At 59.3% G+C, this 24,492-nt stretch carries 17 protein-coding genes and 4 tRNA genes; 17 read left to right on the plus strand and 4 right to left on the minus strand.

Annotation, left to right across the window (positions count from 1 at the left end):
- Nucleotides 1–34 precede the first annotated feature (34 nt).
- The 4 genes from pepF to AC3IQ7_RS02820 all read right to left on the minus strand — a co-directional run bounded on the left by pepF (nucleotide 35) and on the right by AC3IQ7_RS02820 (nucleotide 4,305).
- Nucleotides 35–1,906 carry an oligoendopeptidase F gene (pepF, locus tag AC3IQ7_RS02805; RefSeq protein ID WP_489208317.1) on the minus strand — a complete coding sequence of 624 codons (1,872 nt, stop codon included), beginning with the start codon at nucleotides 1,904–1,906 and terminating at the stop codon, nucleotides 35–37.
- A gap of 180 nt (nucleotides 1,907–2,086) precedes the next feature.
- Nucleotides 2,087–3,058 carry a tRNA 2-thiocytidine(32) synthetase TtcA gene (ttcA, locus tag AC3IQ7_RS02810; RefSeq protein WP_489208318.1) on the minus strand — a complete coding sequence of 324 codons (972 nt, stop codon included), beginning with the start codon at nucleotides 3,056–3,058 and terminating at the stop codon, nucleotides 2,087–2,089.
- Nucleotides 3,059–3,063: 5 nt separating this feature from the next.
- A complete protein-coding gene (locus AC3IQ7_RS02815; RefSeq protein WP_489208319.1) occupies nucleotides 3,064–3,462 on the minus strand; it encodes a dihydroneopterin aldolase in 399 nt (132 codons plus the stop codon).
- 54 nt (nucleotides 3,463–3,516) lie between these two features.
- A complete protein-coding gene (locus AC3IQ7_RS02820; protein ID WP_489208320.1) occupies nucleotides 3,517–4,305 on the minus strand; it encodes an SDR family oxidoreductase in 789 nt (262 codons plus the stop codon).
- Between the two features lie 74 nt (nucleotides 4,306–4,379).
- On the opposite strand from AC3IQ7_RS02820, the gene AC3IQ7_RS02825 reads away from it, so the two are divergent.
- From AC3IQ7_RS02825 to rpoC, 17 genes are all read left to right on the plus strand, one after another.
- Nucleotides 4,380–5,531, plus strand: coding sequence for a class I SAM-dependent methyltransferase (locus tag AC3IQ7_RS02825; RefSeq protein WP_489208321.1), 1,152 nt, complete (start codon nucleotides 4,380–4,382; stop codon nucleotides 5,529–5,531).
- A gap of 149 nt (nucleotides 5,532–5,680) precedes the next feature.
- Nucleotides 5,681–6,766 (plus strand): J domain-containing protein, encoded by a 1,086-nt coding sequence (locus AC3IQ7_RS02830; RefSeq protein WP_489208322.1) that lies wholly within the window; start codon nucleotides 5,681–5,683, stop codon nucleotides 6,764–6,766.
- 63 nt (nucleotides 6,767–6,829) lie between these two features.
- Nucleotides 6,830–8,425, plus strand: a complete 1,596-nt coding sequence (locus AC3IQ7_RS02835) for a DUF3369 domain-containing protein (protein ID WP_099377894.1) — start codon at nucleotides 6,830–6,832, stop codon at nucleotides 8,423–8,425.
- A 133-nt stretch (nucleotides 8,426–8,558) separates the two neighbouring features.
- Nucleotides 8,559–10,205: a response regulator gene (locus AC3IQ7_RS02840; RefSeq protein WP_489208323.1), complete on the plus strand. Its 1,647-nt coding sequence runs from the start codon at nucleotides 8,559–8,561 to the stop codon at nucleotides 10,203–10,205.
- A gap of 233 nt (nucleotides 10,206–10,438) precedes the next feature.
- Nucleotides 10,439–10,523 (plus strand) — tRNA-Tyr (locus tag AC3IQ7_RS02845).
- Between the two features lie 63 nt (nucleotides 10,524–10,586).
- A tRNA-Gly gene (locus AC3IQ7_RS02850) sits at nucleotides 10,587–10,660 on the plus strand.
- 43 nt (nucleotides 10,661–10,703) lie between these two features.
- A tRNA-Thr gene (locus tag AC3IQ7_RS02855) sits at nucleotides 10,704–10,778 on the plus strand.
- A gap of 88 nt (nucleotides 10,779–10,866) precedes the next feature.
- The gene (gene tuf / locus AC3IQ7_RS02860; RefSeq protein ID WP_100875273.1) at nucleotides 10,867–12,057 is read left to right on the plus strand and encodes an elongation factor Tu; all 1,191 of its coding nucleotides are present in this window, start codon (nucleotides 10,867–10,869) and stop codon (nucleotides 12,055–12,057) included.
- A gap of 66 nt (nucleotides 12,058–12,123) precedes the next feature.
- Nucleotides 12,124–12,199: transfer RNA gene (locus AC3IQ7_RS02865), tRNA-Trp, on the plus strand.
- 32 nt (nucleotides 12,200–12,231) lie between these two features.
- Nucleotides 12,232–12,615 carry a preprotein translocase subunit SecE gene (gene secE / locus AC3IQ7_RS02870; protein ID WP_035823944.1) on the plus strand — a complete coding sequence of 128 codons (384 nt, stop codon included), beginning with the start codon at nucleotides 12,232–12,234 and terminating at the stop codon, nucleotides 12,613–12,615.
- Nucleotides 12,615–13,241 carry a transcription termination/antitermination protein NusG gene (gene nusG, locus AC3IQ7_RS02875; protein ID WP_034753130.1) on the plus strand — a complete coding sequence of 209 codons (627 nt, stop codon included), beginning with the start codon at nucleotides 12,615–12,617 and terminating at the stop codon, nucleotides 13,239–13,241. Before secE ends, nusG begins: the two co-directional genes overlap by 1 nt.
- 115 nt (nucleotides 13,242–13,356) lie before the next feature.
- On the plus strand, nucleotides 13,357–13,791 hold the full coding sequence (gene rplK / locus AC3IQ7_RS02880; RefSeq protein ID WP_034753131.1) for a 50S ribosomal protein L11: 435 nt from the start codon (nucleotides 13,357–13,359) through the stop codon (nucleotides 13,789–13,791).
- Nucleotides 13,791–14,486, plus strand: coding sequence for a 50S ribosomal protein L1 (gene rplA / locus AC3IQ7_RS02885; RefSeq protein ID WP_034753134.1), 696 nt, complete (start codon nucleotides 13,791–13,793; stop codon nucleotides 14,484–14,486). Before rplK ends, rplA begins: the two co-directional genes overlap by 1 nt.
- Nucleotides 14,487–14,805: 319 nt before the next feature.
- On the plus strand, nucleotides 14,806–15,345 hold the full coding sequence (gene rplJ / locus AC3IQ7_RS02890; RefSeq protein WP_034753621.1) for a 50S ribosomal protein L10: 540 nt from the start codon (nucleotides 14,806–14,808) through the stop codon (nucleotides 15,343–15,345).
- 67 nt (nucleotides 15,346–15,412) lie between these two features.
- A complete protein-coding gene (gene rplL, locus AC3IQ7_RS02895; RefSeq protein WP_034753136.1) occupies nucleotides 15,413–15,784 on the plus strand; it encodes a 50S ribosomal protein L7/L12 in 372 nt (123 codons plus the stop codon).
- A gap of 244 nt (nucleotides 15,785–16,028) precedes the next feature.
- Complete coding sequence (gene rpoB / locus AC3IQ7_RS02900; protein ID WP_489208324.1) at nucleotides 16,029–20,135, plus strand: DNA-directed RNA polymerase subunit beta; 4,107 nt, start codon at nucleotides 16,029–16,031, stop codon at nucleotides 20,133–20,135.
- 109 nt (nucleotides 20,136–20,244) lie between these two features.
- Nucleotides 20,245–24,486, plus strand: a complete 4,242-nt coding sequence (gene rpoC / locus AC3IQ7_RS02905) for a DNA-directed RNA polymerase subunit beta' (RefSeq protein ID WP_034753138.1) — start codon at nucleotides 20,245–20,247, stop codon at nucleotides 24,484–24,486.
- The last annotated feature ends 6 nt before the right edge of the window (nucleotides 24,487–24,492 follow it).

Below are 24,492 nucleotides of genomic sequence, written 5' to 3' on the forward strand. Positions count from 1 at the left end.
GGGGTCTGACCCCAGCCGTTCAGACGTTGGGGTCTTATTTCCCCCGTTTGCTCTCAATCGCCTCGATCTGATCCATGATGCCGTTCATGCGCGCCACCAGCGCCTGGTACGGTTTTGGCGAAGCCAGGTCGACGCCGGCCGCCTTCACCAGCTCATACGGGTAGGCCGAGCCGCCCGCACTGAGCATCTTCAGGTAGGCAGCCAGCGCGCCGGGTTCCTTGTCGAGGATGCGCTGCGCGAAATCCTGTGCCGCCGCGATCGAGGTGGCGTACTGGAACACGTAGAAGCCGTGATAAAAATGCGGCACATAGGCCCATTCCAGCGCGTAGGCGGGATCGATGGTCATGACGCCTTGCGCTTCGCCATGGTAGCGCTTGAGGATGCCGGCATAGATGGCCGTGATTTCTTCACCCGTCAGCGATTCTCCCTTGTCCACCTTGCCGTGGATGGCGGCCTCGAATTCGGCGAACATGGCCTGGCGGAAGTAGGTGCCGCGCAGGTTTTCCAGCGCCGCGCCCAGGTACAGCAGGCGCTCGTCGTCATCCCTGGCCTGCTTCAGGCGCGCGTCGAGCAGCAGCGCCTCGTTCGTCGTCGAGGCGATTTCCGCGACAAAGATGCTGTATGGCGCATAGATCGATGGCTGCGCCTTGTTGGCCAGCACCGAGTGCATGGCGTGGCCCCATTCGTGCGTCAGGGTGCTGACGGCTTCGTAATTGTCCGTGTAGTTAAGCAGCACGAACGGGTGCACGTCATACGCGTCGCCATTCATGTAGGCGCCCGCCACCTTGCGCGGGCGCGGGTACACATCCATCCAGCGCGCGTCCACGGCGGCGCTCAATGCCTTGACATAGTCGGGACCCAGCGGCGCGACGGAGGCCAGCATCATCTGCTTGCCTTCGGCCAGCGGGAACGTGCGGTCGCTTTTCAGCAGCGGCGCATAGATGTCGTAATACGCGAGGTCCTTGACGCCCAGCATGCGCGCGCGCAGCTTGAAGTAGCGGTGCAGGGTGGGCAGGTTGGCGTTGGTTTGCGCGATCAGGGTCTGGTAGACGGCCGGCGGCAGATGGTCGGCGTCGAGCGCGGCGCTTTGCGAGTCGGGATAGCGGCGCACTTTCGCGTAGGCGGCGTCCGTCTTCAACTGGCCGTACAGGGTTTCGCCGAACGTGCGTTCATACTCTTTCCACTTGCCGAAGAAGGCGTCGAACACCAGCTTGCGGTCCCCGCGATTGTCGTCGTCGCGGTACTTGGTATAGGCCGCCTGGTCGAGGCGCACCTGCGTGCCGTCCGACAGTGTGACGGTGGGCCACGCGATTTCCGCATTGGCCAGGGTGCGGTAGACGCTGGCGGCCGAGCTTGTTGCCAGGCCGAACTGGGCCACCAACTGTTCGCCTGCTGCGTCGAGCGTGTGCGGCGCGCTGCGCAGCATGTTGCTCAGTTGAAAGCGGTACAGCTGCAAGTCCTTGTCTTGCGCCAGCATGGCGTCGATGCGCTTGCTGCCCAGGGCGAGGATTTCCGGCTGCAAAAAGGTCGTCGCCTGGGAAAAGTCGTTGCCCAGCAGGGCGGCGCGCTGGTTCAGCTGGTTGCCCTTGCTGTCGCCCGTGTCCTGGTCGTAATACTGCGCCGCATAGGTGCTGAGCGTGTTGACGCGCTTGCGCGCCTCGGCGACCAGACCCAGGCAGCTTTTCAGGCGGGCGGGCGAGGCTTTCAACTGCCCCTTGCAGGCGCCCAGTTGCTGCAGCTGGGCCGACAGCTTTTTCGCGTCGGCGTCGAAGGCGGCGTCGTTTTGATACAGCGCCGTCAGGTCCCAGCGGTCGGCCTGGCGGTCGGCGGGAGCGGCAGAGGCGGTGGCGAGGCCGAGGGCCAGCAGGGAGAACAGCAGGGGGCGCTTGAGCGCGGATGGCGTCATGGTTCATTCCAGTGAGGTTGTCGGAAGAATGCGTGCTGACCGCCGGGCAGGAATGCGCGCGTGACACATCGCGTACCGGCAGAGCTGACTACGGTACATCAAATGGACGCAGGGGGAAAGAGGAGGGATGCCGCCACCTGGGCGGTGGCGGCGAAAACAACACGGGCTTACAACAGCGGCTTACAGCGCTTGCAGCGCTTGCAGCGCGATGGTGCCGAACGTGGTCGGTGTCGAGCACGGCTCTTCGTCAAATGCGATGTCGCCCATGGGGCTGGCCACGCCGTCCGCCTTCAAGTCCTTGAAGCCGAACAGTTTCGGATCCATCAAATGCGATGGTGCCACGTTCGATAGGGCCGAGAAGATGCTTTCCACGCGGCCGGGGAACTTCTTGTCCCATTCGCGCATCAAGCCCTTGATCTGCTTGCGCTGCAGGTTTTCCTGCGAACCGCACAGGTCGCATGGAATGATGGGGAAGCCCTTGACTTCCGCATAACGCTGCGTGTCTTCTTCCTTCACATACGCCATCGGGCGGATGACGATGTGCTTGCCGTCGTCCGATTGCAGCTTGGCCGGCATGCCTTTCAGTTTGCCGCCGAAGAACATATTCAGGAAGAACGTTTCCAGGATGTCATCGCGGTGGTGGCCCAGGGCGATCTTGTTGGCGCCCAGCTCGTCGGCCACGCGGTACAGGATGCCGCGGCGCAGGCGCGAGCACAGTGAGCAGGTCGTCTTGCCTTCCGGGATCAGACGCTTGACGATGCTGTAGGTATCCTGGTTTTCGATGTGGAAGGCCACGCCCAGTTCCGTCAGGTAGGCGGGCAGGATTTCCGGCGGGAAGTTCGGCTGCTTCTGGTCCAGGTTGACGGCGACGATATCGAAGTGAATCGGCGCGCGTTCGCGCAAGGTCATCAAAATGTCCAGCAGCGCGTAGCTATCCTTGCCGCCGGACAGGCACACCATCACCTTGTCGCCGTCTTCGATCATGTTGAAATCGCCGATGGCTTGCCCCACCAGGCGGCACAAGCGCTTGTGCAGCTTGTTGTTTTCCAGGGCGATCTTTTCCGCCTTCTTGCGCGCCAGTTTCTGCGCTTCCACATTGGCCGGGAATTCCACAGCCGTTGTCGTCGTTTCCAGTACTGCGGTGTCGTTCATATTGCTCATGCTTCACCCTTGATCTTGAATACTTCCACGCCCACGCCTTCGCAGTCGGGATACACGTCCGGTTTCATGCTCGATACACGCGCCGCGCGCACGCGCGGGTGGGCCAGCATGGCGGCGAGCACGTCGTCGACCAGGCTTTCCTGCAGCTGCACGTGGCCCTGCGCCATGCGCCTGGCGATGGTCTCGCGCATGAAGTCGTAGTCGACCACTTCTTCCAGCTGGTCATCCTTCGGTGTCGACAGGGCCAGGGGAATGTACAGGTCGACGTTGATGAGGACGCGCTGCTCGCCCTTTTTCTCGAAGTCGTAGACGCCGATGTTGATGAGGACTTCGTAATTGCGCAGGAACAGGCGGCGGCAATCGGCCAGGCGAGGGTGGGACAGGGCGGACGACATAGGTTTTACCTTTTAGGGGATGCTGGAATGCTGGTTGTTTGGTATGGCTGCTGATTATTTGGTCAAAAACATAACGTCGCGCGGCAAGCCGATCAAATGCTGGCCGCCATCGACCAGCAGGGTCGTGCCCGTCAGCGCGCGCGCGCCGGCCACGTAACAGACGCTGTCAGCCACATCCTCGGGCGTGCTGGAGCGTCCCAGCGGCGTGTTTTCATGCGCCTTGGCAAAGTTCGCTTGCGTCTGCTCGCCGGAGACCATGGTGATGCCGGGTGCGATGCCCACCACGCGCACTTTCGGCGCCAGCGCCTGGGCCAGCATGGTGGTCGCCGACAGCAGCGCCGCCTTGGACAGGGTGTACGACAAAAAATCAGGATTGAGATTGTACAGTTTTTGGTCCAGCAAGTTGATGACCACGGCTTGCCCGCCTGCCGGGGTGGCCTGGTACAGCGCTTGCGCCAGCAGGATGGGAGCGGCCAGGTTGGCGTGCATGTGGGCGTCCAGGGCGGTGAAGGAAAAATTGCCCGCATTGTCGTATTCAAACAACGATGCGTTGTTGACCACGCAAGTAACCGGCCCCAGCGCCGCCTGCGCCTGCGGCAGCAGCTGGCGCACGGCCTCTTCCTGCGCCAGGTCGCAAGGGAACGCATGCGCGCGGCGGCCCAGCGCGGCGATGTCCGCCACCAGGCTGAGCGCCTCGTCGCGCGAGTCGCGGTAGTGCACGGCGATATCCCAGCCGTCGCGCGCCAGGCCCAGCGCGATGGCGCGACCGATGCGGCGCGCGGCGCCCGTGACGAGGGCGACGCGGGGAGTGCTGTCGAATGGCGTTGTCGTTGCTTCTGTCATGTCTTTGCTATGGTTGAGATATTCGGTGGACGCCACACTGGCGGCATGCGCCGCCGATTCGCTACAATGCGGGAATGTCTCTTCCCGCACCCGATAGCGACGCGCTGGCCGCGTCCCATGCCTTGCAGCACCTGATTGCCGCCGAAATCGCGCGCAATGACGGCGCCATTCCCTTTGTCCGCTTCATGGAGCTGGCGCTGTATGCGCCTGACCTCGGCTATTACAGCGGCGGCGCCGCCAAGCTGGGCAAAGATGGTGATTTTACAACCGCGCCGGAGATTTCGTCCCTGTTCGGCGCCACCCTGGCCCATGTGGCTGCCGCTATTATGGCGCAAACGGCCCCGCGCATCCTCGAATTCGGCGCCGGCACGGGCAAGCTGGCCTGCGATATCCTGACGGAAGCGGCGAATGCCGGCATCGCTATCGAACAGTATGCGATCGTCGAATTGTCCGGCGAATTGCGCGCGCGCCAGGAGCTGGCCCTGGCCGCCTTCCCGCAAGTGGTGTGGCTCGACGGCTTTCCCGACAGTTTCGAGGGCGCCGTGTTCGGCAATGAAGTGCTGGACGCCATGCCCGTCAACCTGATCAGCAAGACGCCCGCCGGCTGGTGCGAACTCGACGTCAGTATCGCCGATGGCCAGTTCGTGTTTGTCGAACGGCCTGCCGGCGCGGACGTGGCCGCGCAGATCGCCGCCCAGGTGCCGGATGCCGATGCATTGCCGGTCGGCTATGTCACGGAAATTCATGGCGTCGCCTGCGGCTTCATGCGCTCGCTGGCGCGCATGCTGACCAATGGCAAGGGTGGCGCGGCCGTGCTGTTCGATTATGGTTTCCCCGCGCATGAGTATTACCTGGACTTGCGCGCCACGGGCACGCTGATGTGCCATTACCGCCATCACGCCCACGCGGAACCGTTTTATCTGCCCGGCTTGCAGGACATCACGGCCCACGTGGATTTCACGGCCATAGCGGTGGCGGCGCAGGATGCCGGCCTCGATGTGCTCGCCTATATGAACCAGGCGTCCTTCCTGCTGGGCGCGGGCCTCGGCGACTTGCTGCTGCGCACCGATCCGGAACAGGTCAAGACCTATTTGCCGCAAGCCAGCGCCGTGCAAAAGCTGGTGTCGCCCGCCGAGATGGGGGAATTGTTCAAGGTGCTGGTGGTGGGGCACCAGGTGGCGTTGCCGGAAGCGCTGTTGTCCAGCGACCGCAGTCACCGCTTGTAAGCGCCTGCAATATCAAGGCAGGGCAGTGTTGCCCTGCAATTTCCTGTCCGCCGGTGGTTATTATCTTGTCATATCGTATATGATGACCGACACAGCACGGTTCCATCCTGCAAGAACCCGTCGCCGCGCACCGATTTCAAGATAGAACGATGGGAAAGATACATACACACTATGACAACCTGAAGGTGGCGCGCCTGGCGCCGCAGGAAGTCATACGTGCCGCGTACAAAGCCCTCAGCCAGAAATACCACCCGGACAAGAATCCCGGCGACGAAAAGGCCGCCCGCATCATGGCGATCCTCAACAGCGCCTATGGCACCTTGTCCGATCCCCAGCGCCGAAAGGAACACGACGAGTGGATCGCCGCCGAGGAGTGGGAAATCGAATGGCTGGAAAGCACCCACCAGGAAGAAGGCAAGAGCCGCGATGGCCGCGCGAAAGGCCATGCCCAGTCGCATGAACACGCCTGGGCGCAGGACGTTCCCCCGTCGAAAGGCAAGGAGCGGCGCGGCTTGCCGCCCGTCTGGCGCAACTGGCGCTGGTGGTTGAGTTTGCTAGTCTGCCTGTTGCTGGGCTGGCTGGGCGCCTTGCTGATGCTCGACACGTCTCAGCCCGTGCCTGCCGCGCTGGCGTCGGCCTGGAGCGGCCTGGCCCGCGATGGCGCCAAGCCCCATGCGGAAGCGGCCACGCCAGCGGCCAGTGCCGCGTCTTCGCCGAAAGGCGAGGCCGTGGCAGTCGATAGCTGGGCCGTGGGCAAGCCGTACGCGCCCGAACCCCCGCAAGCGAAGACGCCCGAAATCCGCGTGCTGGCCGTCTCCCAGCTGAGCTTGAAAGCCAGCCAGCCCGCCTGCGATGGTGCAGGCAAGGCCGAGTCCCCATCGCTGGTGGCGCCAAATGGCGAACCCTGGCCGGCCCATTCCGGCTATGTCGATGGATTCCCGATCGGTAACAAGGGCGATGAGCTGGCCGTGAGCATCGATAACAGCGGCAATGCCGCGCCCGTGTTCGTCAAGCTGTTTGACACGGAGCGGCGCTCGAACGTGCGCTACCTGTACATCCTTGCGTATGACAAGCTGCTGGTGGAGCAGCTCAGCGCGGGCAAGTATGAAGTGCGTTACCAGGCCGTCGGGCCCGGCCAGGACAATTGCGGCGGCGCCACGCGCAGCGGTGCCTCGGCATCGTCGCCGTCCGCCAGCGAAGGCGGTACGCAGAATCCTGTTGTAAGCAGCATCTAATCTGATTATGCTTGATATGCGTCAACGCAGCGTCCACATCGAACTTATCCATTAGGAGTATTCATGACCGACCTCAAAGCCGATGCAGATGATAACTGGCTGCTCGACGAAGATGAGCCGGTGGCCAGTCCAGCCGGGCTTGCCGCGCCTGACCAGCGCCTGTGGCGTGTCCTGATCGTCGATGACGACGTCGACGTGCATGCGGTCACGCGGCTGGCGCTGCGCAATGTCAGCTTCAAGGGGCGCGAGCTGGAACTGTTTTCCGCCTACAGCGGCCGCGAAGCGTACGACATCCTGCGCGACACGCCCGATATTGCGCTGGTGCTGCTCGACGTGGTGATGGAAACGGATGACGCCGGCCTGATCCTCGCCAAGCGCATCCGCGCCGACCTGAACAACTCCATCGTGCGCGTCGTGCTGCGCACGGGCCAGCCGGGCCAGGCGCCCGAGCAGCGTGTCATCATCGAATACGACATCAACGATTACAAGGCCAAGACGGAACTGACGACGCAAAAGCTGTTTACCACCGTCATTTCGGCCCTGCGCGCCTACGAGAGCCTGATGATGCTCGAACGCAGCCGCATCGGCCTGGGCAAGATCCTCGCCGGCGCCACCAATCTGTACCAGATCCATTCCCTGCGCGAATTCGCTTCCGGTGTGCTGAACCAGGTCAGCGCCATCCTCGACGTGGGCGCCGACGGCGTGCTGTGCCTGATGCAGGGCGGCGCCGGGCGACCCGAGGTGGTGGCCGCCACGGGTACCTATGCCATGCTGGCCGAGTCGGAAGCCTTGCCGGCCGACCATGCGCTCACCGCCACCATCGACAAGGCGTTCGCGGAAAAGCGCAGTCAGTTCGAGCATCCGGCCAATGTGCTGTTCATCCACACGGAAGGCAATCGCGAGCTGGCCATTTCCGTTACGCCGCCGTGGCCGCTGGCGCAGATCCAGCGCGACTTGCTGGAAGTGTTCTGCCAGCGTATCGCCGCCGCCTTCGACAACCTGTACATGTTCGGCCAGCTGCGCAAGGCGCAGGAGGCGACCGTGGTGGCGCTGGCCGACCTGGCCGAGTTCCGCGACAGCGACACGGGCGGCCACGTGCGGCGGGTGCAGCTGTTGTCCGACGCCATCGCCCGGCGCATGCAGCAGCGCGGCGTCTACGCCGATGAGCTCAGCCCGCAGTTGCTCGACATGATCGGCCTGGCCAGCATCCTGCACGATGTGGGCAAGGTGGCCACGCCGGACGCCGTGCTGCTCAAGCCGGGCAAGCATACGGATGAGGAACGGGCGCAGATGCAGCTGCACGCCAGCGTCGGTCGCACCATATTGGAACGGGCCGCCAACATGGTCGACGGCGTCAGCTACCTGACGTATGGCGCGCAGATTGCCGGCGGCCACCACGAACACTTCGATGGCGCCGGTTATCCGAACGGCCTGAAAGGGCGCGACATTCCCGTGGCTGCGCGCATCGTTGCCGTGGTCGATGTTTTTGACGCCTTGCTGCACGAGCGGCCTTACAAGGAACCGTGGCCGTATCCGCAGGTGCGCGAATACATCGAGCAGCGCAGCGGCAGCCAGTTCGATCCGGAAGTGGTGACGGCGCTGCTGGAGCTGATCGACCATGAGCCGCAACTGTGGCATCCGGAGCGCGCTGTCGCTTGAGCAGCAACTTCGTCGGCCTTTTTCGGCACGCCGCCATTCCCTTGCGCGCGGCGCCGTCATATACTCGGCAGCCTCATGCTGGCTGGCGCCACGCACCAGTGTGGCGCGCCGCGGAGTTTTCGGACATCACGACATGAAAGAACTCAAGGGCCTTAGCGCACTGATCATCGAGCCGCATCCGGGCATGCGCGCCAGCCTGCACAATATGCTCAACCTGTGCGGCCTGGCGAAGATCGACGACGCGGCCAGCTCCGGCCAGGCGATCCGCATGCTGGGCAGCAAATCGTATGATCTGATCCTGTGCGAATACGATCTCGATGGCGGGCAGGATGGCCAGCAGATGCTGGAAGACTTGCGCCACCACAAATTGATGCACGCGTCGACCATGTTCTTCATGGTCACGGGCGAAGGCAGCTTCGCCAAGGTGGTCAGCGCCGTCGAACTCTTGCCCACCGATTACATCCTCAAGCCTTTTACCGCTGACAACATGCTCGAGCGCATCGGCCGCGCGCTGGACAAGCGCAATGCCTTCGTGCCCGTGTATGAGCTGATCGACGTGGGCAATGAGCGCGCGGCGATTGCCGCCTGCGCCGAGGGCGCCAGCCTGTATCCCCGCTACGCCACGGATTTCCTGCGCCTGCGCGCGGAATTGCATTTGCTGCTGGGCGAGGCGGCCGACGCCGAGCCGATCTACGCGGGCCTGTATGAAGCCAAGTCTATCGGCTGGGCACGCCTGGGACAGGCCAAGACGCAATTCCTGCTGGGCGAGTACGAAGCGGCGCAGGGCACCCTGGAAGGGCTGCTGGAAAACAACAAGCGTTTTCTCGACGCGTATGACTGGCTGGCGCGCACGCACCTGGCGCAAGGCAAGCCGGAACTGGCGCAGGCCGCCTTGAGCGAAGCGGTGGCCCTGTCGCCGCACGCCGTGCGCCGCTTGCGCCGCCTGGGTGAGGCGGCCCTGGCGGCCGACGATATCGAGATGGCGGAAAAATCCCTCAAATTGGTCGTCAGCAAGGCCAAGTATTCGGAATTCCGCGACCCGGAAGACCATGTGCGCCTGGTGCAGACCCTCGTGCGCAAGGGCGACCCGCTGCAGGTGGGCGCCGTGATCCGCGACCTCGACAAGTCGATGGGCGGGCAAAAGAATGCGGAATTGTGCAGCGCCCTGTGCAGCGCCATGCTGCATGCGCATACGGGTAATGAGGAACGCCTGCAGCAATCGCTGGACGCGGCCCTGGCCGCCAACCGCCACAGCGTGGGCGGCTCGAACATGGTGAAAACGGAACTGGCGCGCCATTGCCTGGCGCATGGTCGCGAGGATGGCGCCGCCGAGGTGATGCGCGAAGTCATGCGCAACGCGCCCGACAGCGCGGCCATGACGCGCGCCATGGCCGTCTTCGAGCATGCCGGGCGCGAAGAGCTGGCCAAGGCGCTGGCGCGGCAAAGCCGCCAGGAAGTGGCGGACATGGTGGCAGCCGGCGCCGCCAGGGCGGGAGAGGGCGATTTCCGCGGCGCTGTCGATCTGATGGGCGAGGCCGTTACGCGCCTGCCCGACAATCCGCAAGTGGTCTTCAATGCGGCCGTGGCCGTGCTGAAATGCCTGGAGCACGAAGGCTGGGATGAACGCATGGGGCAGCAGGCGTTGACGTTTATCGCCGGCGTGCGACGCCTGGACCCGCGCAACCCCAAATTGCCCGTGCTGTCGGGCCTGCATCAGCAGTTGCTGCGCAAATATAAGCCGCTGGGCAACTCCTGGATGCATCCGCCTGACGCCCGGTAAATGGAAAAAATGCGGGGTGCATGACGGGAAAATGCGGCTTCCCGCCAGGGGTGATAAAAAAAATGCGAAAAAAGTCGACTTTTTCGCGCCAACCCTTGCACATTCTCAAATCGGGAGCTTATAATCACGCCCCGAAGCAGCCAACTTCTTCTTTATACGCAAATGCAGCAGTCAGGCATCAGCAAATAAGGTTGACAGTTGTGAGTAGATGCTTCATACTCTGCGGTTCCCGCGGAGGGGTGGCCGAGTGGTTAAAGGCGACAGACTGTAAATCTGTTCTCTATGAGTACGCTGGTTCGAATCCAGCCCCCTCCACCAAGTTTTTGCAAGGAAAACTGGGTAGTAGCAAAAAGCAAGTGAAGATAAAGTGAACGATACCTCGCGGGTGTAGCTCAATGGTAGAGCAGAAGCCTTCCAAGCTTACGACGAGGGTTCGATTCCCTTCACCCGCTCCAGTTTCCGTTCAGATGCTTGATGCATCGCATGCAACAAATTACAGCCCTTGTAGCTCAGTGGTAGAGCACTCCCTTGGTAAGGGAGAGGCCACGTGTTCGATCCACGTCAAGGGCACCAGAATTCGCAGCAGGCAGCACAGAAGCAATTCAAACCAGACCGTCGGGCGTGTGCCTGAGCAATCTAATCAAATCATTAGGAGTTCAAAATGGCAAAAGGTAAATTCGAACGGACCAAGCCGCACGTCAACGTCGGCACCATCGGCCACGTCGACCACGGTAAAACCACGCTGACCGCTGCAATCGCAACGGTTCTGTCGAAGAAATTCGGCGGCGAAGCTAAAGCATACGACCAGATCGATGCAGCGCCAGAAGAAAAAGCGCGCGGTATCACGATCAACACCGCCCACGTCGAGTACGAAACGGAATCGCGTCACTACGCGCACGTTGACTGCCCAGGCCACGCCGATTACATCAAAAACATGATCACCGGTGCTGCCCAGATGGACGGCGCGATCCTGGTGTGCTCCGCAGCTGACGGCCCAATGCCACAGACCCGCGAACACATCCTGCTGGCCCGCCAAGTTGGCGTTCCATACATCATCGTGTTCCTGAACAAGTGCGACCTGGTCGACGACGCAGAGCTGCTGGAACTGGTCGAAATGGAAGTGCGCGAGCTGTTGTCGAAGTATGAGTTCCCTGGCGACGACGTGCCTATCATCAAAGGTTCGGCACGTATGGCGCTGGAAGGCAAAGAAGGCGAAATGGGCGTGGATGCAGTGTTGCGTCTGGCCGATGCCCTCGATTCGTACATCCCAACGCCAGAGCGCGCTGTTGACGGTGCATTCCTGATGCCAGTGGAAGACGTGTTCTCGATCTCGGGTCGCGGTACCGTGGTAACCGGTCGTATCGAGCGCGGCATTGTTAAAGTGGGCGAAGAGATCGAAATCGTCGGTATTATCGATACCGTCAAAACGACTTGCACCGGCGTGGAAATGTTCCGCAAACTGCTGGATCAAGGTCAAGCTGGCGACAACGTTGGTCTGCTGCTGCGCGGCACCAAGCGTGAAGACGTGCAACGTGGTCAAGTTCTGGCCAAGCCAGGCTCGATCAAGCCGCATGCGCACTTCACCGGCGAGATCTATGTTCTGTCGAAAGACGAAGGCGGCCGTCATACGCCATTCTTCAACAACTATCGTCCACAGTTCTACTTCCGCACGACGGACGTAACTGGTTCGATCGAGTTGCCAGCAGACAAAGAAATGGTCATGCCAGGCGATAACGTGTCGATCACCGTCAAGCTGATCAACCCGATCGCGATGGAAGAAGGCCTGCGCTTCGCTATCCGTGAAGGCGGTCGTACCGTCGGCGCCGGCGTGGTTGCAAAAATCCTCGCATAAGGAAATGTTATGCTTCCACCTGGGGCGTCCTGGGTGGTAGAATAGCACTCCTCGAAAGTTTTACGTAGGGACGTAGCTCAATTGGCAGAGCGTCGGTCTCCAAAACCGAAGGTTGGGGGTTCGATGCCCTCCGTCCCTGCCACCGTCAAGGTGCAGGGCACCGAAAGTAGAAAAATGTCAAATCAATCCGTGCAAACCGTTAGCACGTCGAGTGACAAGATAAAAGTCGCGCTGGCAATAGTGGCTGCGATTGCAGGAGTAGTCGGGTTTTATTACCTGGCAGGCCAACCAGCTCTGGTGCGTGCAAGCGCGCTTGTGGCTGGTTTGGTTATTGCTGTTGCGCTCTTGTATATCTCGACGACCGGCCGTGAATTTCTCAATTTCGCCAAAGAAGCCGTGCGCGAAACCAAGAAAGTCGTTTGGCCTACCCGCAAAGAAGCCACGCAGATTACTGCGATCGTGTTTGCCTTTGTGCTGGTCATGGCGATTTTCCTGTGGGGCACGGATAAATTGCTCGAGTTTTTGTTGTATGACGTAATTCTGGGTTGGAAAAAATAATGAGCGAAAATGTGCATGATGAAGCGGCGGACGAGTCCGTTCCGGGCGACGCTCCGGTAGCGGACACTGGTGCAGCGCTGAGCGTGCCAGTGAGCAGCAAGCGCTGGTATGTCGTGCATGCTTATTCCGGCATGGAAAAAAGCGTCATGCGCGCGCTGACCGAGCGCATCGAGCGCGCGGGCATGCAAGACCAGTTCGGCCAGATCCTGGTGCCGATCGAAGAAGTTGTCGAAGTCAAGAATGGTGTGAAGTCCGTCACCGAACGTCGTTTCTATCCTGGCTATGTGCTGGTTGAAATGGAAATGACGGACGAGAGCTGGCACTTGGTCAAGAACACCAGCAAGGTTACCGGTTTCATTGGTGGCAAGTCGAACAAGCCGACGCCGATCTCCGCGCGCGAAATCGACGGCATCATGAAGCAGATGCAGGAAGGTGTTGAAAAACCCCGTCCAAAAACCTTGTACGAAGTGGGCGAGCAAGTCCGCATCAAGGATGGCCCGTTCACCGACTTCAACGGCAATGTCGAAGAAGTCAACTACGAGAAATCCAAAGTACGCGTCTCGGTCACCATCTTCGGTCGCGCTACTCCGGTAGAGCTCGAATTCGGCCAGGTCGAAAAAGTTTAAGCATTAGCAAGCGCCACCAGGAGCGTTGCGGCAGTCTCAGCAAAATCCGGTCAGAGGAGCCCCGCCAGGGTAGGATCGGCGGGGCGCTACTACTCAATCCAAGATAGGAGCCATCATGGCAAAGAAAATCATTGGTTTTATCAAGCTGCAAGTGCCAGCTGGTAAAGCAAACCCATCCCCACCAATCGGTCCAGCTCTGGGTCAACGTGGTCTGAACATCATGGAATTCTGCAAGGCCTTCAATGCACAGACCCAAGGTCTGGAGCCAGGCATGCCGATTCCAGTCGTGATCACCGCGTTCGCTGACAAGTCCTTCACCTTCGTGATGAAGACGCCTCCAGCAACCTACCTGATCAAAAAAGCTGCTGCGATCACCAAAGGTTCGCCGAAGCCACATACCGACAAAGTCGGTACGCTGACCCGCGCACAAGCTGAAGAAATCGCTAAATTGAAAACCCCTGATCTGACCGCTGCCGACATGGATGCTGCTGTACGCACCATCGCTGGTTCCGCTCGTTCGATTGGTATCACGGTGGAAGGTGTTGTATAATGGCTAAGTTATCCAAACGTATCAAGGCTTTGAAAGCCAAAGTCGACCGTACCAAAGTGTACGCTTTCGACAACGCTGTCGCTCTGATCAAAGAGTGCGCAACGGCCAAGTTCAATGAATCGATCGATGTATCGGTACAACTGGGTGTTGATCCTAAGAAATCCGACCAAGTGGTGCGCGGCTCCGTCGTGCTGCCAGCTGGTACCGGCAAAACCGTACGCGTGGCTGTATTCGCGTCGGGCGAAAAAGCGGAAGCTGCCAAAGCAGCTGGCGCCGACATCGTTGGTATGGAAGACTTGGCTGAGCAGATCAAAGCCGGCGACATGCCTTTCGACATCGTTATCGCTTCGCCAGATACCATGCGTATCGTTGGTACCCTGGGTCAGATCCTGGGCCCACGCGGCATGATGCCTAACCCGAAAGTTGGCACTGTTACTCCTGACGTCGCTACCGCCGTGAAAAACGCGAAAGCCGGTCAAGTTCAGTACCGTACCGACAAATCCGGTATCATCCACGCTACCATCGGCCGTAAATCGTTCGCTGACGCAGATCTGAAGTCGAATCTGGTCGCACTGATCGACGCACTGAACAAAGCCAAGCCAGCATCGAGCAAAGGCGTGTACCTGCGCAAAGTTTCGCTGTCGTCGACCATGGGCGCTGGCGTCCGTGTTGACCAGGCTAGCCTGGCAGCTTAAGTAACAGAATCAAGTCCCACGCGCCTTCGGGCGCTGTGGGCGCATCTTTGGGCTGTCGGCCCGGTGTTCGCACCAGGCCGGCAGACAATCAAAGACCGTTGGGCCGACTGCGATGGCACATGCAGAAGGTTAATAGGCTTGCCGGCAACGGCAGGTGCCCAACGCAGATGGTGTACCCGAACAAGTTTTGTAGTCCTCATGCTGCGTGAATCCATCCGCTCAGTTTAGTACTTCTTGACTTCGGACGCCGTGTTCGAACCGATGCAAGGCGCTCAACCACTCGGTTGTGATTGCCGAACATCATTTAAGGAGGTTGACCGTGAGTCTCAATCTGAATGACAAAAAGGCCGTCGTCGCCGAAGTTTCCGCACAAGTAGCAAATGCGCAAACGATCGTCGTGGCCGAATATCGTGGCATCCAGGTTGGTCACTTGACGCAACTGCGTGCTAAAGCGCGTGCCCAAGGCGTGTACCTGCGTGTGTTGAAAAACACTCTGGCTCGTCGCTCCGTTGAAGGTACCGCATTCGCCAGCCTGGCAGATGCCATGACCGGCCCGTTGATCTACTCGATCTCGGCCGATGCCGTTGCAGCAGCTAAAGTCATCGCTGACTTCGCTAAAACCAACGACAAACTGGTCATCAAAGCAGGTAACTACGCAGGCAAGCCGCTGGATACAGCTGCTGTCACCGCGTTGGCGAGCATTCCTAGCCGTGAAGTCCTCATTTCGCAGTTGTTGGGCGTTATGCTGGCTCCGGTTTCGGGCTTTGCACGTGGTCTGGCTGCCCTGGCAGCGAAAAAAGGCGAAGGCGCCGAAGCTCCTGCAGAAGCAGCAGCAGAAGAAGCCCCAGCAGCCGCTTAATTGCGCGCGCTTTTTTCTCTCAGTACCAATCTGATGTAACTAACGTAATAAATTTAGGAGTTTCAAAATGGCAATTAGCAAAGACGATATCCTGGAAGCAGTTAGCGCCATGTCCGTAATGGACCTGAACGACCTGGTTAAAGCATTCGAAGAAAAATTCGGCGTGTCCGCAGCAGCAATGGCTTCGGCCGGTCCTGCAGCAGGCCCAGCAGCAGCTGCTGAAGAACAAACCGAATTCAACGTCATCCTTGACACCTTCGGCGCAAACAAAGTTGGCGTTATTAAAGCAGTTCGCGAAATCACCGGCCTGGGCTTGAAAGAAGCTAAAGACCTGGTCGATGGCGCACCAAAAACTGTGAAAGAAGCAGTGTCGAAAGCTGACGCTGAAGCAGCACAGAAGAAACTGGTAGAAGCCGGCGCAACCGCTTCGATCAAGTAATATCTGTACCGGCGGCAGTTAGCGCCCGAGTCAAAGTCTGAGGTTTCCCCTCGCAAGGGGGGAAATCCGACTTTGGCTCCTTTGTCGTCTGCATCGTATTTGTCATGTAGTTGTAGCAGCAGTTTTTATTCGATTCAAGCCGGAAAGCAGAGCCTTGAGGTTTCGTCTGTGTCACACGCAGCGGTGCAAACGAACACTTGCAAAACCTGAATTTTCTATCCTTTCTGTCACTCACGGAGTGTCCATGCACTACTCATTTACTGAGAAGAAACGCATTCGCAAATCATTCGCGAAGCGCGCCAACGTTCACCACGTTCCGTTCCTGCTGGCGACCCAGCTCGAGTCTTATCATAGCTTCTTGCAAGAGGACATAGCACCGTCCGGCCGCAAGAATGATGGCCTGCAGTCGGCTTTCACTTCGATTTTCCCTATCGTGTCGCACAATGGTTTTGCGCGTCTCGAATTCTTGTCGTACGTTCTGGGCGATCCTGCCTTTGACGTCAAAGAATGTCAACAACGTGGCCTGACGTTCGCGTCGCCGCTGCGCGCGAAAGTGCGCCTGGTGATCCTGGACAAGGAATCGCCAACCAAGCCCGTCGTCAAAGAGATGAAGGAACAGGAAGTCTACATGGGCGAATTGCCGCTCATGACGACCACCGGTTCGTTCGTCATCAACGGCACGGAGCGGGTTATCGTTTCCCAGTTGCACCGTTCGCCTGGCGTGTTCTTCGAGCACGACCGCGGCAAGACTCACTCGTCCGGTAAACTGCTGTTCTCCGCGCGTATCATTCCTTACCGCGGTTCGTGGCTGGACTTCGAGTTCGACCCGAAAGACATCCTGTTCTTCCGCGTCGACCGCCGCCGCAAGATGCCAGTGACGATCCTGCTCAAAGCTATCGGCATGTCGCATGAGCAAATCCTGGCGAACTTCTTCGTCTTCGACAATTTCAACCTGCGCTCCGAAGGCGCGGAAATGGAATTCGTCTCCGAGCGTCTGCGCGGCGAAGTGGCGCGTTTCGACATCGTCGACAAGTCGGGCAAGACCCTGGTGCTGAAAGACAAGCGTATCAACGCGAAACACGTGCGTGATATCGAAGCTGCCGGCATCAAGCACATTTCCGTACCGGAAGACTACCTGCTGGGCCGCGTATTGGCGAAGAACATCGTCGATGGCGATACCGGTGAAGTCGTCGCTTCCGCGAACGATGAGCTGACCGAAGACCTGTTGGGCCGCCTGCGCGACGCCAACATTTCCGAAATCCAGACCTTGTACACCAACGACCTGGATCAGGGCGCCTACATCTCGCAAACCCTGCGTATCGACGACACCGCCGATCAGATGGCTGCGAAAGTGGCGATCTACCGCATGATGCGTCCAGGCGAACCGCCAACGGAAGACTCCGTTGAAGCGCTGTTCAATGGCCTGTTCTACAACTCGGACCGCTACGACCTGTCGGCCGTGGGCCGCATGAAGTTCAACCGCCGCATTGGCCGCGATGAACTGACCGGCGCCATGACCCTGTCGAACGAAGACGTGCTGGCCGTGATCAAGATCCTGGTGGAACTGCGCAATGGCCGCGGCGAAGTCGACGATATCGATCACCTGGGTAACCGTCGCGTACGTTGCGTAGGCGAACTGGCCGAGAATCAATTCCGCGCCGGTCTGGTGCGTGTTGAGCGCGCCGTCAAGGAACGCCTCGGCCAAGCCGAAGCGGATAACCTGATGCCGCACGACCTGATCAACTCGAAGCCGATTTCGGCCGCGATTCGCGAGTTCTTCGGTTCGTCCCAGCTGTCGCAGTTTATGGACCAAACCAATCCTCTGTCGGAAATTACCCACAAGCGCCGCGTATCGGCTCTGGGACCCGGCGGTCTGACACGCGAACGCGCCGGCTTTGAAGTGCGCGACGTGCATCCGACCCACTACGGCCGCGTCTGCCCGATCGAGACACCGGAAGGTCCGAACATTGGTCTGATCAACTCGCTGGCTCTGTATGCCCGCCTGAATGAATATGGCTTCCTGGAAACCCCGTACCGCAAGGTCGAAGGCTCCAAGATTACCGATCAGATCGACTACCTGTCCGCCATCGAAGAAGGCCGCTACATCATCGCTCAGGCGAATGCGACCATCAGCGACGAAGGCATGCTGTCCGATGAACTGGTCTCGGCCCGTGAAGCCGGCGAAACCATCCTGGTCTCCCCGGAGCGCATCCAGTACATGGACGTGGCACCTGGCCAGATCGTTTCCGTCGCTGCCTCGCTGATTCCGTTCCTCGAACACGATGATGCGAACCGTGCATTGATGGGCGCCAACATGCAACGCCAGGCTGTGCCTTGCTTGCGTCCGGAAAAAGCGCTGGTCGGTACCGGTATCGAACGCACCGTTGCGGTCGACTCGGGCACCACCGTGCAAGCCTTGCGTGGCGGTATCGTCGATTACATCGATGCGGGCCGTGTCGTGATTCGCGTCAACGATGACGAAGCAACCGCTGGTGAAGTGGGCGTCGACATCTACAACCTGATCAAGTACACCCGTTCGAACCAGAACACCAACATCAACCAGCGTCCTATCGTGCAAGTGGGCGACCGTGTTGCCAAGCGTGACGTGATCGCCGATGGCGCATCGACCGACCTGGGTGAATTGGCGCTGGGCCAGAACATGACCGTGGCCTTCATGCCATGGAATGGTCTGAACTTCGAAGATTCGATCCTGATCTCGGAAAACGTCGTCAAGGACGACCGCTACACCTCGATTCACATCGAAGAGTTGTCGGTGGTGGCCCGTGACACGAAACTGGGCGCGGAAGAAATTACGCGCGACATCTCGAACCTGGCTGAAAACCAGCTGGCACGTCTGGATGAATCCGGTATCGTCTACATCGGCGCTGAAGTACAAGCCGGCGACACCCTGGTTGGTAAGGTGACGCCAAAAGGCGAAACCCAGCTGACCCCGGAAGAGAAGCTGCTGCGCGCGATTTTCGGCGAAAAAGCTTCGGACGTGAAAGATACGTCGCTGCGCGTGCCTTCGGGCATGATCGGTACCGTGATCGACGTGCAAGTCTTCACCCGTGAAGGCATCGTGCGCGACAAGCGTGCCCAGCAAATTATCGATGACGAACTGAAACGCTTCCGTCTGGATCTGAACGACCAGATGCGTATCGTTGAAGGCGATGCCTTCCAGCGTCTGGAAAAAATGCTGATCGGCAAAGTTGTCAACGGCGGCCCTAAAAAGCTGGCCAAAGGCGCCAAGATCACCAAGGATTACCTGGCCGATCTGGACAAATACCACTGGTTCGACATCCGCCCTGCGGACGACGATGCAGCGGTAGCGCTGGAAGCGATCAAGGAATCGATCAACGAGAAGCGTCACCAGTTCGATCTGGCCTTCGAAGAGAAGCGCAAGAAACTGACGCAAGGCGATGAGCTGCAACCAGGCGTGCAAAAAATGGTCAAGGTGTACCTGGCCGTGAAACGCCGCCTGCAGTCGGGCGACAAGATGGCAGGTCGCCACGGTAACAAGGGTGTGGTTTCCCGTATTGTTCCTGTGGAAGACATGCCATACATGGCCGACGGCACGCCAGCCGACGTTGTGCTGAACCCGCTGGGCGTTCCTTCGCGGATGAACGTTGGTCAGATTCTCGAGACTCACTTGGGCTGGGCTGCCAAGGGTCTGGGTATCCGCATAGGCGAAATGCTGAAGGCGCAAACCAAGGTCGAACAAGTGCGCAAGTACCTGACGACGATCTACAACGACAATGGCCGCGCGGAAGATCTGGATAACTTCGACGACGAAGAGATCATGAAGCTGGCGGAAAACCTGAAAAAAGGTGTTCCATTCGCCACGCCAGTGTTCGACGGCGCCAATGAAGAGGAGATCCGCCGCATGCTGGACCTGGCGTATCCGGACGACATCGCCAAGAACCTGGGCATGACCGCTTCGAAAAACCAGGTGACCATGTATGACGGTCGCACCGGTGAAGCGTTCGAGCGCAAGGTCACTGTCGGCGTCATGCACATGCTGAAACTGCATCACTTGGTCGATGACAAGATGCATGCGCGTTCGACCGGTCCTTACTCGCTGGTGACGCAACAGCCACTGGGCGGTAAAGCCCAGTTCGGTGGTCAGCGTTTCGGTGAGATGGAAGTCTGGGCACTGGAAGCGTATGGCGCGTCGTATGTCTTGCAAGAGATGTTGACCGTCAAGTCCGATGACGTGAATGGCCGTACCAAAGTGTACGAGAACCTCGTCAAGGGCGACCACGTGATCGACGCCGGCATGCCGGAATCGTTCAACGTGCTGGTCAAGGAAATCCGTTCGCTGGGTATCGATATCGACCTCGAACGCAACTAAACGACAGCACCCTGTCATTTGGTTTGGGAAACACAAAGCCCGGCTGGGAAACCACGCCGGGCAATGTAGTCTCAGGAATATAGAAATTTAATCACCTCTGGAGTGATACATGAAAGCACTGCTCGATCTATTCAAGCAAGTACAGACCAACGAGACCTTCGATGCAATCAAGATCGGTCTCGCTTCGCCTGAGAAAATCCGTTCGTGGTCCTACGGCGAAGTCAAGAAGCCGGAAACCATCAACTACCGTACCTTCAAGCCTGAGCGCGATGGCCTGTTCTGCGCCAAGATCTTTGGCCCGATCAAGGATTACGAATGCCTGTGCGGCAAGTACAAGCGCCTGAAACACCGCGGCGTGATCTGCGAAAAGTGCGGCGTCGAAGTCACCCTGGCCAAAGTGCGCCGCGAGCGCATGGGCCACATCGAGCTGGCCTCGCCGACCGCGCACATCTGGTTCCTGAAGTCGCTGCCGTCGCGTCTGGGCATGGTCCTGGACATGACCCTGCGGGACATCGAACGCGTGCTGTACTTTGAAGCATACGTCGTGACCGATCCAGGCATGACCCCGCTGAAGAAGTGCCAGATCATGTCGGAAGACGACTACGCCGCCAAGTACGAAGAGTACGGCGACGACTTCACCGCCTTCATGGGCGCCGAAGGTATCCGTGAACTGCTGCGCTCGATCGACATCCACCGCGATGCCGAAACCCTGCGCGTGGAACTGAAGGAATCGAAATCCGAAGCCAAGATCAAGAAATACGCCAAACGCCTTAAGGTGTTGGAGGCGTTCCAGCGTTCGGGCATCAAGCCTGACTGGATGATCATGGAAGTGCTGCCAGTGCTGCCGCCGGAACTGCGTCCGCTGGTACCGCTGGATGGTGGCCGTTTCGCGACCTCGGATCTGAACGATCTGTATCGCCGCGTCATCAACCGTAACAACCGTCTGAAACGCCTGATGGAGCTGCGCGCTCCAGAGATCATCACGCGCAACGAAAAGCGCATGCTGCAAGAAGCAGTCGATTCGCTGCTGGACAACGGCCGTCGCGGCAAAGCGATGACCGGCGCCAACAAGCGTCCGCTGAAGTCGCTGGCAGAGATGATCAAAGGTAAAGGCGGCCGTTTCCGTCAAAACTTGCTGGGCAAACGCGTCGATTACTCCGGTCGTTCGGTCATCGTCGTGGGCCCGCAATTGAAACTGCATCAGTGCGGCTTGCCGAAACTGATGGCGCTGGAACTGTTCAAACCATTCATTTTCAATAAACTGGAACTGATGGGTCTGGCTACCACGATCAAGGCCGCGAAAAAGCTGGTCGAGATTCAAGAGCCGGTCGTGTGGGACATCCTGGAAGACGTGATCCGTGAACATCCGATCATGTTGAACCGCGCACCTACGCTGCACCGTCTGGGTATCCAGGCCTTTGAGCCAGTCCTGATTGAAGGCAAGGCCATCCAGTTGCACCCGCTCGTCTGCGCCGCATTCAACGCCGACTTTGACGGTGACCAAATGGCGGTCCACGTTCCTCTGTCGATCGAAGCACAGATGGAAGCACGCACGTTGATGCTGGCATCGAACAACATCCTGTTCCCATCGAACGGCGAACCATCGATCGTTCCTTCCCAGGATATCGTGCTGGGTCTGTACTACGCGACCCGCGAAGCGATCAATGCGAAGAACGAAGGGATGATGTTCCCTGACGTGTCGGAAGTGATCCGCGCCTACGACAACAAGGAAGTCGAACTGACGACCCGCGTTACCGTGCGTATTACCGAATACCCGAAAAACGCCGAAACGGGCGAATTCGAGAAAACGGTAACCCGCTACGAAACGACGATCGGCCGTGCGATCCTGTCGGAAATTCTGCCTAAAGGCTTGCCGTTCTCCGTCCTGAACCGCGCGCTGAAAAAGAAAGAAATTTCCAAGCTGATCAACACGTCGTTCCGCAAGTGCGGCCTGCGCGCCACCGTGGTGTTCGCAGACAAACTGATGCAATCGGGTTTCCGCCTGGCGACACGCGCCGGTATCTCGATCTGCGTCGACGATATGCTGGTACCGCCTCAAAAAGTTACCCTGATCGCGACGGCCGAATCGGAAGTCAAGCAGATCGAACAGCAATACGCCTCGGGTCTCGTGACCGCCGGCGAGCGTTACAACAAGGTAGTCGATATCTGGGGCAAGACCTCCGATGAAGTCGGCAAGGCCATGATGGACCAGCTCAAAGTCGAAGACGTGATCCGCCGCGACGGCACCAAGTCGACGCAAGAATCGTTCAACGCCATTTACATGATGGCCGACTCCGGCGCGCGCGGTTCCGCAGCCCAGATTCGCCAGTTGGCCGGTATGCGTGGTCTGATGGCCAAACCGGATGGCTCGATTATCGAAACGCCGATTACCGCGAACTTCCGCGAAGGTCTGAACGTTTTGCAGTACTTCATTTCGACCCACGGTGCGCGTAAAGGTCTGGCCGATACGGCGCTGAAAACGGCTAACTCCGGTTACCTGACGCGTCGTCTGGTTGACGTGACGCAAGACTTGGTGGTGATCGAGGACGATTGCGGCACCATGAACGGCGCCGTCATGAAGGCACTGGTCGAAGGTGGTGAAGTCATCGAACCGTTGCGTGACCGTATCCTCGGCCGCGTGGTGGTGCATGACGTCGTCAATCCTGAAACCCAGGAAACGCTGTACGAAGCCGGCACCCTGATGGACGAAGACATGGTCGAAGAGATCGAGCGTCTGTCCATCGATGAAGTCAAGGTCCGCACGCCACTGACTTGCGACACGCGCTTCGGCCTGTGCGCCAAGTGCTATGGCCGCGATCTGGGCCGCGGCATGCTGGTCAACGCCGGCGAAGCCGTCGGTGTGGTGGCAGCGCAGTCGATTGGTGAGCCTGGTACCCAGCTGACCATGCGTACGTTCCACATTGGTGGTGCGGCATCGCGTGCAGCAGTGGCATCGTCGGTGGAAGCCAAGTCGAACGGTACCATCCGCTTCACGGCAACCATGCGTTACGTGACGAACGGCAAGGGCGCGCAAATCGTCATTTCCCGTTCCGGCGAAGTGCTGATTACCGACGACCATGGCCGTGAGCGTGAGCGTCATAAAGTACCGTACGGTGCGACCCTGATCGTCAAGGACGGCATGGTCATCAAGGCCGGTACGGCCCTGGCAACGTGGGATCCGCTGACCCGTCCGATCATTACCGAATACGCCGGTCAAGTGCGTTTCGAGAACGTCGAAGAAGGCGTCACCGTAGCCCGTCAGGTCGACGAAGTGACCGGTCTGTCCACCCTGGTGGCGATCGATGCGAAACGTCGCGGTTCGTTGACGAAAACGTTGCGTCCGCAAGTCAAGCTGATCAACGACGCGAACGAAGAAGTCAAGATCGCCGGCACCGAACACTCGGTGGCGATCGGCTTCCAGGTCGGCGCGCTGATCATGGTCAAGGACGGTCAACAGGTATCGGTTGGTGAGGTGCTGGCACGTATTCCTACCGAATCGCAAAAAACGCGCGATATTACCGGTGGTCTGCCACGTGTTGCGGAACTGTTCGAAGCGCGCTCGCCGAAAGATGCCGGTATGCTGGCGGAAGTCACGGGTACGGTTGCGTTCGGTAAAGAAACCAAGGGCAAGCAGCGTCTGGAAATCACGGACATGGACGGCAACAAGCATGAGTTCTTGATCACCAAGGACAAACAAGTGCTGGTGCATGACGGCCAAGTCGTGAACAAGGGCGAGATGATCGTGGACGGCCCGGCCGATCCGCAAGACATCCTGCGCCTGCTGGGTATCGAAGCGCTGGCACGTTACATCGTTGACGAAGTGCAGGACGTGTACCGTCTGCAAGGCGTGAAGATCAATGACAAGCACATCGAAGTGATCGTGCGTCAGATGCTGCGCCGTGTTCAGATCGTCAATGCCGGCGACACCAACTACATCGTTGGCGAGCAGGTAGAGCGTTCGGAACTGCTGGACGAGAACGATCGCATGGCCGTTGAGAACAAGATTCCAGCGACCTACGAAAACGTCTTGTTGGGTATTACCAAGGCATCGCTGTCGACCGATTCGTTCATCTCGGCGGCATCGTTCCAGGAAACCACCCGCGTGCTGACCGAAGCGGCGATCATGGGCAAGCGCGATGGTTTGCGCGGCCTGAAAGAGAACGTCATCGTCGGCCGCTTGATTCCTGGCGGTACGGGCCTGGCCTTCCACCGCGCACGCAAAGAAAAAGAAGCGTGGGAAGTGGAAGAGCGTCAAGCACTGCTGCTGGCCGAGAAAGCCTCGATGGCTGGCGAAGCTGCCGAAGCGTTGCAGGACATCGAAACTCAGCAACACCACGGCGACGAAGCGTAATTTGCG

The sequence above is a fragment of the Janthinobacterium sp. GL_088 genome (genome assembly GCF_057837845.1).